The organism is Enterococcus hailinensis (assembly GCF_045862035.1).
Lineage (GTDB): Bacteria > Bacillota > Bacilli > Lactobacillales > Enterococcaceae > Enterococcus_A > Enterococcus_A hailinensis.
In genome coordinates, this window is record NZ_BAAFRV010000002.1 from 19624 (window position 1) to 34828 (window position 15205).

The window sequence follows — 15205 nt, forward strand, 5'->3', positions numbered from 1 at the left end:
TATATTTAACATTAAATAAAACAAATATTTTTTATTAAATAACCAATGCTAAACGCTTTCAATAAATAGAAAAACATGCTATATTATAAATACAAGGAAGGAGGAACTTAAATCATTCGAAGGATTTCTCGATAAAGGTAGTAGAAAGAAAGTAAACAATAAAGTTGTTAGTAATACCAGATTCACCTGAAAGTTGTTCATTGTGTATGTGTGAGGTATTCCCTTATAAATAGTGAATGCGTATCAGAGGTTGAGTAGTACGATCAAACACACAAGTAAAAAGATACGTAATTAAGAAAAGTTTCTTAAAACTGAATATCGTGAAAATGTAGTAAGAACAAGATTTATGTTTATAGTCAAGAAATTCATGTAATACTTTGCATGTACCATTAAATAAAAGTAGTATATAAATTCGAATGGTTTAATCCTTCCGAGATACTTAGAGTCAGGCTTATCGAGAGCCTGGCTTTTTTATTTTTGCATATAAAAAGAAAGACCCTCGCCAAGGTGTCTTTCTTTATAAAGATAGCAAAAAATTTTCTTATTTTACAAACATCGCATCGCCAAAGCTAAAGAAGCGATAGCGTTCTTCTATGGCATGATGATAAGCAGCTAAGGTTTTTTCACGTCCGGCAAAGGCACTGACCAACATCACTAATGTTGATTTCGGTAAGTGGAAATTAGTTGAAAATGCTTGGACCACTTTGAATTCATAACCTGGAGTAATAAAAATATCCGTCCAGCCGCTATCAGCTTTGATTTCACCATCAAATTTTGTTCCAATCGTCTCTAATGTCCGGATCGAAGTTGTTCCGACAGCTACGATTTTTCCGCCGTTTGCACGAACCGTATTTAATTGAGCGGCGGCATCTTCTGTTAAACGATAAAACTCACTGTGCATTTGGTGTTCCGCAATATTATCCACACTGACTGGGCGGAATGTTCCTAACCCTACATGTAGCGTTAAATAAACTAATTGAACACCTTTGGCAGCAATTTTTTCTAGTAGTTCTGGTGTAAAGTGTAACCCCGCAGTCGGTGCTGCTGCCGAACCATTTTCTTTCGCATAAACAGTTTGATAACGTTCTGGATCATTCAAACGTTCTTTGATATATGGCGGCAACGGCATTTCACCAAGTGATTCTAGATTTTCTAAAAAGATTCCTTCATAAGAAAATTCAACGATTCGTCCGCCGTGTTCTAGTTCTTCTTTTACTTCTGCTTTTAATCGACCATCACCAAAAATAATTTGTGTGCCGACTTTTGCTCGCCGGGCAGGCTTGATTAGCGTTTCCCACTCGTCGCCTTGGGTGTTGTTTAAAAGTAAGACTTCTAAGTGTCCGCCGGTTTCTGGTTTTTCACCATACAAACGTGCTGGTAATACACGAGTGTCATTCATGACTAACGCATCGCCTGCGTTCAATTCGTCAATGATTGCATCAAAATGTTTATCCTCTATTTTTCCTGATTGATGGTCCAACACCAATAAACGAGAGCTATCTCGTTTTTCTAGAGGGGTTTGAGCAATTAATTCTTCGGGTAAATCAAAATCAAAATCTTCTGTCGTTAACATAGCTTCTCCTCTTTTCCTTCGCTATTCTATCATGGAGTATTGTCCTTGAAAAGCATCCCGCTGTTTTACTTATACAAGTGACCACTTATTCTTTCAGTAATTTTCATTGAAGAGTTTCTAAAATTAGACAATTTCGTTTTTTATTCTTATCTATTTCATCTATAAAAAACAGTTTATTCGTAATAACAATTTATGAAAGTGTTATTTTCGATCCAAAAAATACTTTTTTATCTAGGTCATTGTGACTAAAAAACACCATTTATTTGTTTTTAATCTCCCCTTGTTGCATACTAAAATCATAAGTCTGTTCACTTTATTACATTTAGTCATTTGTTTATTTTATTCTATCTTAAAAAAAATGGATAATTCAAGCGATGAAATTATTTAAAAAATAAAGGAATAGAAATAACTATGAAGGAATCTGGGAACTATTTTTCTTGATAAGAATAGCTTTTCCGAAGATAAAAAAGGAGTGAAAAAATGATTGAATTTGACCACGTTTCTAAAATTTATAACGGAAACAAAGTAGCTGTCGAAGACGTCAATCTTTCTTTTGAAAAGGGAGAATTTATTTGTTTAATTGGTACTAGTGGGAGCGGAAAAACAACGACGATGCGGATGATCAATCGCATGATCGATCCTACAAAAGGGACAATCAAAATCGATGGCGAAGATATCCAAAAGAAAAATCCGGTCGAACTACGCCGTCAAATCGGTTATGTCATCCAAAATATTGGTTTAATGCCGCATATGACGATTCGCGAAAATATCACGCTCGTTCAGCGTCTATTAAAAGTAGATAAAGAAGAACAAAACAAAACGGCGGAAAAAATGATTGATCTAGTGGAATTACCTCGTGATATGCTGGATCGTTATCCTCATGAATTATCTGGTGGACAACAACAACGGATTGGAGTCGTTCGAGCGCTAGCAGCGGATCAAGACATTATTTTGATGGATGAGCCTTTTGGTGCATTGGACCCGATCACTCGTGACTCGTTACAAGATCTGGTCAAAGATTTACAAGATCGTTTAGGAAAAACGATCGTCTTTGTAACTCATGATATGGATGAAGCCTTAAAACTAGCAAATCGAATCGCCATCATGGATGATGGGAAAGTGATTCAATTTGACACACCTGAAAATATCTTGCAGCAACCTGCCAATGAATTCGTTGAAGAATTATTGGGTGAGGATCGTCTATTACAAGCAAAACCAGACACCACAACTGTTGGAGAGATCATGATGCATTCGGCAGTTTCGATTACTCCAGAAAAGAGTCTACAAAATGCGATTCGTTTAATGCGTGAAAAACGCGTGGATACATTGTTGATCGTCGATGAAGACAACGTCTTAAAAGGTTTTGTGGATATTGAAACGATCGATAAAGAACGCCGCCGCGGTAAAGCTACCAGCGTTGGGGATATCATCAATCCGAATGTCTTCTATGTAAAAGAATCCGCATTAGTGCGAGACAGCTTACAGCGAATCTTAAAACGCGGAGTAAAATATGTACCTGTAGTTGATGATCGCAATCACCTCGTAGGAATTTTAACCAGAGTTTCCTTAGTGGATATCATTTACGATGTGCTTTGGGGTGAAGAAGAAACGTTTGGTGATGCCGCTGAAAATATTACAAGTGAGGAGGCGTAAACATGCAAGCATTCTTCAATCAATATGGAGGTCAAATGCTGACGAAAAGCGCTGAACATTTGTATATTTCTGCAATTGCACTAGGCCTTGGGATTTTAGTAGCAGTCCCTTTAGGTATTCTTTTAACACGCTTGCCTAAAATTTCAAACGTTGTCATTGGAATTGCCAGTGTCTTACAAACAGTTCCTTCATTAGCACTACTGGCTTTGATGATCCCGATATTCGGTGTAGGAAAGCTTCCTGCCATCATCGCACTATTTATTTATTCATTATTACCGATTTTACGCAATACCTTTATCGGAATGAAAAATGTCGATCGAAATTATCGCGACGTTGCAAAAGGTATGGGCATGACCAATCTGCAATCGATTGTTTCAGTTGAGCTTCCTATTGCGATTCCAACGATCATGGCTGGTATTCGTTTAGCCGCTGTGTATGTTATTGCGTGGGCAACACTCGCTTCTTACATCGGTGCGGGCGGTTTAGGTGATTTGATCTTTAGTGGTTTAAACAACTTCCAGCCACCATTGATCATTGCCGGAACGATCCCAGTAATCTTAATGGCATTGATTGTCGATTTTATCTTAGGATTGCTTGAAGATCGTATGACCCCGATTGCTTTAAGGAAGGAGGAGTAATGAATGAAAAAACTTAAAATGGTTGCCTTGTTAGGACTTTCTTTACTTCTTTTGAGCAGCTGTTCGTTCCCTGGGCTTGCTACAAATGACAATGATGATACGATTGCTATTACTGGCGGGATCACTTCAGAGATGCAGATTTTAGGAAGTATCGTTGCTGGAATGGTCGAGCATTACACGGATAAAGATACGACGGTGATCAATAATTTAGCGACCAATATGATCAATCATCAAGCGATGATCAAAGGTGATGCTTCGATTTCAGCAGCTCGTTATACGGGTACTGACTTATCTTCGATCCTGCAATTGCCCGCTGAAAAAGATCCTACAAAAGCTTTTAATATCGTTCATGACCAATTTGAAAAGCAATTCGATCAAACTTGGTTCCCTTCTTATGGGTTCGATAATACGTATGTCTTTTTAGTTCGAAAAGATACGGCAGAAAAATACAATTTAAAAAAAGTGAGTGATTTGAAACGTGTATCTGGAGAATTAAAAGCTGGTGTTGATACTTCTTGGATTTCTCGTGAAGGTGATGGCTACGAAGGCTTCAAACAGGCTTATGGATTTGAATTTTCTTCAATTCTTCCAATGCAAGTCAGCTTAGTTTATGATGCACTCTCTGCTGGGAAAATGGATATCGTTTTAGGTTATTCAACTGATGGACGAATCGCCAGCTATGATCTAGTGATGTTAGAAGACGATCTCAATTTCTTCCCGCCTTATGATGCGGCGCCTATCGTATCTAACAAGTTGCTAAAAGCTGATCCTAAAGTAAAAGATGCTTTGGATCGTTTAGCAGGGACGATCTCAACGAAAGAAATGCAAAAACTTAATTATCGGGCCGACAATGATTTAGTGGAACCACAAATCGTGGCGGAAGATTTTCTAAAAGAACATAACTATTTCGAAGGGAAGTGAGCGTAGTGGAAAATCTTAATACTTTTCAACAATTCATTCAATACTATCAAACGAATGGCAGTATCATTTTCGCACAATTTATACGCCACTTCTTGATATCGATTTACGGAGTCATTTTTGCAGCAATAGTAGGTATTCCTATTGGGATTTTTATTGCCCGACACCGAAAATTAGCGAACTGGGTCATTCGTTTAGCTAATGTGATCCAAACGATTCCTTCATTGGCAATGATCTCTGTACTAATGATTGGAATGGGTTTAGGTGTGAATGTCGTGATCCTAACAGTCTTCTTATACTCATTATTACCAATCATCAAAAATACTTATACTGGGATGCGCCAAGTCGATAAGAATGCTTTAGATGTTGGTACCGGAATGGGAATGACAAATTGGCAACGATTATATATGATTGAGCTGCCATTATCGATTTCTGTTATTATGGCGGGTATCCGAAATGCCCTTGTCGTGGCTATCGGAATTACTGCAATCGGTGTATTCGTTGGAGCCGGTGGTTTAGGAGACATCATCTTGCGTGGTACAAACGTGACTGACGGGACAGCTATCATCTTAGCTGGTGCATTGCCAACTGCATTGATGGCTATCATTACGGACTGGATTTTGAGTATCGCCGAAAAACGGTTAGATCCAGCAAGTAAAACTAGCAGATAAAAAGTTCTTACTATTACCGAAACGCTGATCTTTTACTTAACAGATATCAAAAAAGAAGCTGAGACAAACGTATTTTCTACGTTTATCTCAGCTTCTTTTAGTTTATACACTAGTCTGCTAATTCTTCAAATTGTGAATTGTATAAAGCTGCATACAATCCGTTTTGTGCTAATAATTCTTCATGATTCCCTTGTTCTTTGATATCGCCATCTTGCATATAAAGGATTTTATCTGCATCTTTGATAGTTGAAAGACGGTGAGCGATAACGAAAGATGTCCGGCCTTTCATCAAGTTATTCATTGCTTCTTGAATCAAACCTTCTGTCCGAGTATCGACAGATGAAGTTGCTTCATCCAAAATCAAAATTGGTTTATCTGCTAAGATGGCACGAGCAATCGTCAATAATTGTTTTTGACCTTGAGAAATATTAGAAGATTCTTCATTCAATTCCATGTCATAACCGCCAGGTAACGTCTTGATGAAGTGATCCACGTGAGCGGCTTTCGCTGCTGCGTAAACTTCTTCATCCGTAGCATCTAAACGGCCATAACGTAAGTTGTCCATGATCGTACCTTTGAACAACCAAGTATCTTGAAGCACCATTCCGATATTTTTACGTAAGTCTGCGCGATTGAAATCACGGATATCATGTCCATCGATTTTAATGGCACCAGAGTTTACATCGTAAAAGCGCATCAATAATTTAACCATAGTTGTTTTACCTGCACCAGTTGGTCCAACGATGGCTACTGTTTGGCCTGGATCTACATGGGAAGTAAAATCTTGGATGACGATTTTATCAGACGTATATCCGAATTGAACGTGATCAAAATCAACCATGCCTTCTGCTTTATCGATCATTACAGGATTTTCAACTGTTTGGTCTTCTTCATCTTCTGCTAAGAATTCAAAAACACGTTCAGCCGCGGCAGCCATTGATTGCAACATATTTGAAACTTGTGCTAATTGCGCGATTGGTTGAGTCAAATTACGGACATATTGGATGAAGGCTTGGATATCACCAACAGTGATTGTTCCATTATAAGCCATGATCCCACCGACGATTGCCACACCAACATAACCTAAGTTACCGACAAAGTTCATGATTGGTTGCATCAAACCAGAAAGAAATTGTGATTTCCAAGCAGATTTGAATAAAACATTGTTTTGTTCTTCAAATTCTTTCAACGAGTTTTCTTCTTCATTGAATAAACGAACGATCGTATAGCCACCGATTGTTTCTTCAACTTTCCCGTTGATCACACCAAGATATTCTTGTTGTGTTTTGAAGTATTTTTGTGAATTTTTGACAACGATCAAAATCAAGACTAATGAGATCGGTAAGATCAAGATCGCCACACCTGTCATTTTTACAGAAATCGAAAGCATCATAACGATAACTCCGATGATCGTAAAGGTCGATGTGATCAACTGAGTCAAACTTTGGTTCAATGATTGACCCAAAGTATCAACGTCATTCGTGATACGAGATAATACTTCACCGGTCGTCCGACTTTCAAAATAATTCATTGGCATGCGATTGATTTTTTCAGAAATCTCTTTACGCATCCGATAAGTGATCTTTTGCGAAATCGTCGACATGATCCAGCCTTGAACGATTCCGAATAAAGAAGCGACTACATAGAGTCCTAACATGAATAATAGGATCCCGCCGATTTTTTCAAAATTGATATCGCCAGTTCCTTGATACTTTTTGATTAACCCGTTGAACAATTCAGTGATTGCTTTAGATAAGATTTTTGGCCCCCAAATATTGAATATGGTTGAAGCCATTGCAAAGATCATTACAAAGAATACACCGATTTTATAAGCGCCTAGATAAGAAACTAATTTTTTGATTGTTCCTTTAAAATCTTTAGCTTTTTCTACTGGTGCGCCCATTCGTCCAGGTCCGCCACCACGAGGGCGATTTTGTTTTTGTTCTGCCATTCTTTTCGCTCCTCCTAATCCGCTTCTTCAATGCCTAATTCAGCATTACTTAATTGTGACTGTGCAATTTCTTGATAAACAGTAGATGATGCCATCAACTCTTCATGGTTTCCTTGAGCAACGACGCGACCTTCGTCTAATACGATGATATTGTCTGCATGTAGAATCGTTGAGATTTTTTGAGCAACGATGATTTGTGTAACGCCTTTAACATTTTCAGCAAGTGCTTTACGCAAAGTAACATCGGTCTTGTTATCAAGTGCTGAGAAAGAGTCATCAAAGATCAAGATCTTAGGATTTTTAGCTAAGGCACGTGCAATTGACAGACGTTGTTTTTGTCCACCAGAAACATTTGTCCCACCTTGTGAGATTTCACGTTCAAATCCTTTTTCATTAGCGTTGATAAATTCATTTGCTTGAGCAATTTCTGCAGCTTTTTTCATTTGTTCATCTGAGATATCAGCATCACCAAATTTGATATTTGAAGCAATATCCCCAGAGAACAATACACCTTTTTGCGGTACGAAGCCCATTAATTCATGCAATTTGTGCATGCTCATTTCACGGATATCGATACCATCGATCGTAATGCGGCCGCCAGTTACATCAAATAATCGCGGAATCAAATTCACGATCGTTGATTTACCTGAACCGGTTGATCCAATCAAGGCCGTAGTCTGTCCTGGTTTGGCAGTGAAATTAATACGATGAAGAACATCAGCATCAGCATCGCCATAGCGGAATTGAACACCTTCAAATTTCACTTCACCTTTAAAGTCATGATCATCTTTTGGATTTTCTGGATCTTTGATGGTAGGTTCGGTATTCAAGACTTCATCGACACGACCAGCTGCTACGTTTGAACGCGGCAAGATGATTGAAACCATTGATAGCATCATAAATGCCATAACGATTTGCATTGTGTAAGTGATGAAGGCCATCATATCACCAACTTGTAATTGACCATTGTCCATATTGTGACCGCCAACCCAAACGATCAAGACTGAAATACCATTCATCAATAACATCATAAGCGGCATCATCAATGACATTGCACGGTTAACAAACATTTGTGTTTTCATTAAATTTGTATTCGCAACATCAAAACGTTTTTCTTCAAAACGTTCACGAGAGAATGCTCGAATAACTGGTAACCCAGTAATGATTTCCCGTGAAACCAAGTTCACACGGTCGACCAAGTTTTGTAACGCTTTGAATTTTGGCATTGTCGTTCCTAATAATGCAATCACTAAAACCAATACAGCACCGACCGCTACTCCGACGATCCAGCCCATACCTGTTCCTGTTTGATAGACACGATAAATCCCACCAATACCTAAGATCGGTGCGTATAAAACCATACGCATGATCATAACAATCCCCATTTGGATTTGTTGGATATCATTGGTATTACGGGTGATCAATGAAGCAGGCGAGAATTTTTCCATTTCATTATTTGAAAAAGAAAGTGTTCGTTTGTATTGACCAACACGCAAATTTTTACCTACTGTTGCGGCAACTAACGAGGCAATCAGACCGACGATGATGGCAGCTACTGCTGACACTAATGTCAAGCCAACCATCTTCATACCAGTTTGGATCATGTAATCATTTTGGATCTTTCCAGTATTCACATCTAATGCTTTGTATTCAGCTAATGTTAATTGGATACCCACTGTTTTCAGTGAATCTTCACCCATGTCGCCTAAACTTTCTTTTGTTGCTTTACGAGCCGCGTCGACTTTTTCTGGCATCGCATCATTTTTAGCTTTGATTGAAGCACCTAACGCTTGCGCTTCTGTTCCTTTTGCTTGCGCTTGGGCAGCAAGTTTTTGAGCTTCTGCTCCTTTGGCTTGGGCTTGAGCAGCATCTGTCGCTGCGGCAGCTTCTTTCCCAGCGGCTTGTGCTTGTTCACCTAATGTTTTTGCTTCTTTTCCTAATGCTTGAGCTTTCGCAGCATCAGTAGAAATAGTTTTGTAATCATCGATGACTGCTTTTGCTTCTTTTGCATTGCTAGAATCTTTTGATTGAGCGGAAGCGATCATCATCATTGGTAGATTAAAGATATCGGCTAGTTTTTCTTTTGTCATACCATCTTGAAGATCCAATTTATAAATATCAACTTTTTTACCATCAACGGTTTGAGTAGTTGCTTTATAATTGTCTTCAATTGTTTGCTTCTCTTTATCGGTCATAAAGATCTCGATTCCTTGAAGCGTTGATTTTCTGATTTTATCTGGAGTCGACTGTTCTAGCCCTCCTTGTTGGATACCGACGTCAACGATGTCCGACGTCAAACTCGGTAAGCTCAAATCACTGTATGCTTGAACGATTAATAACATTAATACGGCGAGAATCGCATACCAGTATTTGCTAAGGTATTTAAAAATCTTCACTATTGATCACTTTCCCCTTCCGCGGATAATTTTTGAGAGTAGCCGACAAACTTAGCAGTTAATTCAAGATACTTTTTGGTGTCTTCTTCTCCCATAAGCTCAAACACTTGAATAATTTTTGCACGCATCTCTTGCTTTTCAGATTTAGCTGCTTTTTTACCTGCTTCTGTCAAACTCACATTGATCCTTCGACGATCGTCAGGATCCATCGTCCGAATCACTAAACCACGTTTTTCCAGATTGTTTAAAACAGCAGCGATTCGAGCAGTTGATAAGTTTGAGGTGTCCGCTAAATACTTAGGATTTGTTGGTTCACCTAAACGATCTAAAACTTTGATGACAATACTAGCGCCTTTGCTGCTTTTCTCGATTTTACTAAAAGCACCATGGCGATTCTTTAACATCATCTGCATGAGCTCGCGTTCTGCTTCTTCTGCGAATGTCATAAGACTCCTCCTTTTTTATTTTTCATTAATACCTAATAGTGTTAGTAATTAATGCTATTCGACATTAATGCTATTCGACATTAAAATCAAGTCTTTTACTTTAAAAATAAAAATGAATACGTTTTTATTTTTTCTCTTAATATTTTATTTAAATAAAAAAAGAGCTTGCCCAGATTCGGACAAACTCCCCATATTTATTTTTTCAAATGATAGTTATACGTACTGATAATGATATCATCTCGATACGATAACCGGTAACGCAAGCGTAAAGCTGTTTGGTTGTGTAACGAACGTTTCCATGTTTTATTTGGAACAAACTCTGGAATCAAGACAGTCGTTGTATAGTTATGTTCTTTCGCATTTTTGCTGACACGATCAACATAACGGCTAACTGGATTAATAATCGAACGATACGGCGAGCGTACAACTGAAAAACGAACATCTGGGAATTTCTCACGGAAATCATGGCGAATCTCCCGTTCTTTTTCTTCATTTTCTTCTAAAGATACGTGCATCGCGATCACATAGTCACCGATCGAACGTGCATAATTGATTGCCCCGATATTCACTTGAGTGACGTTACCGACTAACACGATTACTGTATTGCCTTCATATTCATGTAATTTGACATCATCTGATAATCTCAATTGTTCAGCCACATTTTTATAATGTGTGTGTACTTTATAAAAAGCAAAAATCAAGATCGGCATAATGATAAAGAACGGCCAAATATCAACTAAACGATATGCAAACAAGATAATGACGATTGCAAATGAAATCAATGCTCCAATGATATTAGCGATTGATTTTCTTAACCAATGTTTGCCTTCTTTACGCCATTTCAAGACCATCCCTGTTTGCGACAATGTAAATGGAATGAACACTCCAACTGAGTACAAAGGAATCAAGCGTTCGGTTGAGCCTTGGAAAATCAATAATAGAATGATTGAACCTAAAGCTAACGTAATGATCCCATTAGAATAACCTAGGCGATCACCACGGTCTTGGTAGCGATGCGGTAAAAATTTATCTTTTGCTAAATTATAAGCTAAAACGGGGAAAGCAGAAAATCCTGTATTGGCAGCCACTGCTAAAATCAACGCTGTTACGAATTGTAAGATATAGAACATGATTCCTTTACCAAAAACAGCTTCTCCAACTTGAGATAAAACTGTTACTTGAGCTGTCGGCACGATTCCGAACCAATAGTTCAAGAAAGTAATTCCAGTAAAGAAGAATCCTAAAATCAAACCCATCATTGCTAAGGTACCGGCGGCATTTTTAGCCCGTGGTTTTTTAAAGAATGGTACGGCGTTACTAATGGCTTCAACCCCAGTCAACGAAGAAGAACCGGAAGAAAAAGCTCGTAATAACAGCGCCATCGAAATGCCTGGAACGACAGCGCCAACTTGAGCTGTCGCATGCATTGGTTCGGCACCAGTAATAATCTTGAATAAACCGACAACGATCAAAATCGTAATAACTGCGATAAAACTGTATACCGGGGTCATCAATAAGCCGGCACTTTCACGCAAGCCGCGTAGATTCATCAACATCAATAATAAAACAATAATAATAGAAATTAACACACGATGATGATACAACGCTGGTATCGCAGAGGCTATCGCTTCTGCACCTGCGGAAACAGATACCGCTACGGTCAACATATAATCGACTAGGAGCGAACCACCAGCAATCAAGCCAGCATTCTTGCCTAAATTATCACTACTAACAACGTAGGCGCCTCCTCCATGAGGATAAGCATGAATAATTTGACGATAAGATAAAATCAATGATGCTAATAAAATCAAAACAACAATTGCAATTGGCAATGAATACCAAATCGCTGCGGCGGATAAAGTCACCAACACGACCACAATTTGTTCTGTACCGTATGCAACAGAAGATAACGCATCTGATGAAAGCATTGCTAAAGCCGCAAAACGAGATAAATTCTGGTCATCATTTTCAGAAGACTTCAATGGCCGGCCAACCAGCAAACGCTTAAGATAATCCACTAAACTCACTCCTTTTAAAAAATATAAACAAGCGAAATATTACTCGCACTCACCCTAATTGTCAATGTTTTTTTCAACGTCTTTACATACTCTAAGTAAAACATGAAAACAGGCAAAACAACAGTAATAAGCTGTTGCTCTGCCTGTCATATTTTAATGGAAGATTTTACTTTCATGAGAGACTTTCGTAAGCTTCTCTAAATGTGGTTGTACGAGTGGATATCCCCATGTCCCTAAGATACCAAAAACGATAAAAATACCGATCATAATAATGATATCTTGCGTAGCGTTTGGCCAGTAAATACCGCCGGCACTTTCACGTAAAAGATTAACCGCATGGGTAAATGGCAACCACGGATTGACTGCTTGGAAGAATTTACCAGATACTTGGATCGGGTAATTCCCGCCCCCACCGGATATCGATAGTACAAGAATAATGATCGCGATCCCTTTTCCGACCGTTCCGAATAACGCTACAAGCGTGTAGACCAACATCATAAAGGCCAATGCTATAAGAACAGCGAATAGGACACTATAGACCGGATTTTTAACATCGACACCTAATAAGAAAATATTTCCTAAAGTTACAATCAATGCTTGTCCGATGCTGACAACTAAGTATGTCAACATCCGTGCACCGTAGCGTTCACGTTTGGTATATTTACCACGATCTTTTTTGTCTAAAACAAACTCGGTCGTAGTTACACTAGAAAACAATACCGCTCCTACCCATAGACACAACGCCGTATAGAACGGTGTGCTGGCAGAACCATTATTTTCGATTGGATACATCGTGTTTGTCTTTAATTCAACTGGTGAAGTAAAGAAATCACTTTCTTTTTGCGCATCCAATTTCAAGAATTTCACTATTTCTCCAAGATCGAGCGTTTGATCACCTTTATCGATAGCAGCGGCTGCTTTTTGAATACCATTACGTAAAGACGGCCAATCATTTTTAATCAAATCTGAAGCAAGATCCACAGCCTTTTCAACTTCTGGCATTTTATCATTGGCCATTTTCAAACCATCTGTTAAATCAGTTTTTACACCTGGCCAATCATTTTGCATAAAATTAGCTGCTAAAGATAATTTTTGTTCGACTGTCGGCAATTCATTGTTATAAAGATCCGCACCAGTATTGATACCATTAACAATATCATTCATATGTCCGTTCAATAAAGTATTGGCATCGTGTACTTCTTGACGAATCGCCGGCATTTGTTTTTGATATTTTTCTAAGAAGGTGATGGCTGTACTTACCGTCCCTTCTGTCGAATTCAACAATGAAGCAAAATCAATTTGTTGCGCTTGATTCAACACACCTTGAGCCGTAGTGATCGTTGAAATTAATTTATCAAGGACTGTAGTTATTGTCTGAGAAATTCCTGTTACATCAATAGCACTAACATCGTCAGAAATTTGCTTTGTAAAACTGTCGACTTCTTTTAATAGATCTTTAGCATCTTGCAAATTATTATTTTGAACAGCTGTATTTATTTCCCCAAAATGACCACTTAGATCAGATAATACAGCATCAATATTATTGAGATGACTAATTGCTGTGTTAATTACATTAACTGCATCTGTATTACCATTATCCTCTGCAGTTTTTTTCAAATCATTTAAGAAAGAAATTAATTGTGTAATAGTTGCTTTTTGGTTAGCGATACTAGCTTGAAAATCTTTAATTAGATTAGCAATATCTTGCTTATCTTGATCGGTTAACTCATTCTTATTTAAAAGATCTGATAAATTATCAGCTACAGAATTTGTAGTATTAGCGATTTGTCCTAATGATTGCAATGTAATTTGAACACTGCTTGAAATATTGGGCACAGCTTCTTTTAATTTTTCTGCACCATCTTTAGTTGTTGAAGCTAAGTCATCTGCTTGATTGCCTAACTTTTGAATATCTGGCAAGATCGTTTGAACTTGATGAATGATAGTCAAACCTTGTTTGGCTTCATTGATACCATCATTCATCGTTTTTTCGATTTCTGCAAAGTCGCTGTCGACTTGAGCGATTTGAGTACCCGCTTGTTGAATCTCTGGAATTTTTTGTTGCAAGGTCAAAATGACACTGGCCTGCTTTTTGATTTCAGGCATTTTCTGATTCAATGTGATCAATTTTTGACCCATTTCATCGATTTGCGGTAAATATGTTTGTAATTCATTAGCTTTTGCCAATTTTTCTTTTAATTCTGGTAACTTGCCTTGAACTTCTAGTACCTCTTGGGTGTACTTATCGATTTCATCCAAATTATCATTGGTAGTTAAGATTAAACTTTTCACTTTGTTGATGTTTACTAGATTCGAATCGATATCATACCCGACTTCATTGAAAACCTTCAACAAGGTGGAACTAGCTGTCTTGATAAATTCTTGGCTGATTTCTTGTTGAATCGAACCTGCTCCTTTATCAGTAATCTTAGGAGCAATCGCATTGATTTTTTGGTTTAAGTAATACTCGATTTTAGGTTTTTTGATATCTCCTGATGTAAAACTTAATAAATCTTCTGAGAATTCTTTAGGTAAATAAATACCTGCATAATACTTCCCAGATTTTACTCCGTCGACGACTTGCTTTTTCGAGTCAACGAATTTCCAGCCTAATTGCTTATTCTTGTGGAGATTCTTTATGACTTCTTTTCCTATTTCTACATCTTTATCTTGAAATTTAGCTCCTGCATCTGCACTGTAAACTGCGATCGGTAATTCCCCTGTATTTCCATAGGGATCCCAAAGTGCTTTGATATTGAACCATGCATATAGCGAAGGAATCACAAATAAAGCGACCATCAAGAATATTGCGATTGGATTTTTTATGATACGACGCCAGTCTAATATGAAAAGACGCCACGTATTTTTGAGTGATTGAATAACTTTCATTGATTTCACCTACTATTTTTTTTGCTGTTTTAATGTAGCATGGAATTTCGGT

At 37.9% G+C, this 15205-nt stretch carries 10 protein-coding genes; 4 read left to right on the top strand and 6 right to left on the bottom strand.

The features are described from left to right. Window positions 1–541: 541 nt before the first annotated feature. Window positions 542–1573 carry a tRNA preQ1(34) S-adenosylmethionine ribosyltransferase-isomerase QueA gene (queA, locus tag ACKTSC_RS01900; protein ID WP_332580404.1) on the bottom strand — a complete coding sequence of 344 codons (1032 nt, stop codon included), beginning with the start codon at window positions 1571–1573 and terminating at the stop codon, window positions 542–544. Window positions 1574–2053: 480 nt separating this feature from the next. Between queA and ACKTSC_RS01905 the strand changes: the two genes are divergently transcribed. The 4 genes from ACKTSC_RS01905 to ACKTSC_RS01920 are packed head-to-tail and all read left to right on the top strand — an operon-like array spanning window position 2054 to window position 5453. Then, on the top strand, window positions 2054–3226 hold the full coding sequence (locus ACKTSC_RS01905) for an ABC transporter ATP-binding protein (protein ID WP_332580405.1): 1173 nt from the start codon (window positions 2054–2056) through the stop codon (window positions 3224–3226). A 2-nt stretch (window positions 3227–3228) separates the two neighbouring features. Then, complete coding sequence (locus ACKTSC_RS01910) at window positions 3229–3864, top strand: ABC transporter permease (protein WP_332580406.1); 636 nt, start codon at window positions 3229–3231, stop codon at window positions 3862–3864. A 3-nt stretch (window positions 3865–3867) separates the two neighbouring features. Continuing rightward, window positions 3868–4785: an osmoprotectant ABC transporter substrate-binding protein gene (locus ACKTSC_RS01915; protein ID WP_407856692.1), complete on the top strand. Its 918-nt coding sequence runs from the start codon at window positions 3868–3870 to the stop codon at window positions 4783–4785. Window positions 4786–4790: 5 nt separating this feature from the next. After that, window positions 4791–5453: an ABC transporter permease gene (locus tag ACKTSC_RS01920; protein ID WP_407855046.1), complete on the top strand. Its 663-nt coding sequence runs from the start codon at window positions 4791–4793 to the stop codon at window positions 5451–5453. 109 nt (window positions 5454–5562) lie between these two features. Here ACKTSC_RS01920 and ACKTSC_RS01925 read toward each other — a convergent pair whose 3' ends face one another. The 5 genes from ACKTSC_RS01925 to ACKTSC_RS01945 all read right to left on the bottom strand — a co-directional run bounded on the left by ACKTSC_RS01925 (window position 5563) and on the right by ACKTSC_RS01945 (window position 15144). Next, window positions 5563–7404: an ABC transporter ATP-binding protein gene (locus ACKTSC_RS01925; RefSeq protein ID WP_332653639.1), complete on the bottom strand. Its 1842-nt coding sequence runs from the start codon at window positions 7402–7404 to the stop codon at window positions 5563–5565. A 14-nt stretch (window positions 7405–7418) separates the two neighbouring features. After that, window positions 7419–9800, bottom strand: coding sequence for an ABC transporter ATP-binding protein (locus ACKTSC_RS01930; RefSeq protein ID WP_407856693.1), 2382 nt, complete (start codon window positions 9798–9800; stop codon window positions 7419–7421). Further along, window positions 9800–10246, bottom strand: a complete 447-nt coding sequence (locus ACKTSC_RS01935; RefSeq protein ID WP_332580411.1) for a MarR family winged helix-turn-helix transcriptional regulator — start codon at window positions 10244–10246, stop codon at window positions 9800–9802. Before ACKTSC_RS01935 ends, ACKTSC_RS01930 begins: the two co-directional genes overlap by 1 nt. A gap of 194 nt (window positions 10247–10440) precedes the next feature. After that, on the bottom strand, window positions 10441–12264 hold the full coding sequence (locus tag ACKTSC_RS01940; protein WP_407856694.1) for an APC family permease: 1824 nt from the start codon (window positions 12262–12264) through the stop codon (window positions 10441–10443). A gap of 153 nt (window positions 12265–12417) precedes the next feature. Continuing rightward, window positions 12418–15144 carry a YhgE/Pip family protein gene (locus ACKTSC_RS01945; protein WP_407856774.1) on the bottom strand — a complete coding sequence of 909 codons (2727 nt, stop codon included), beginning with the start codon at window positions 15142–15144 and terminating at the stop codon, window positions 12418–12420. Between the last annotated feature and the right edge of the window lie 61 nt (window positions 15145–15205).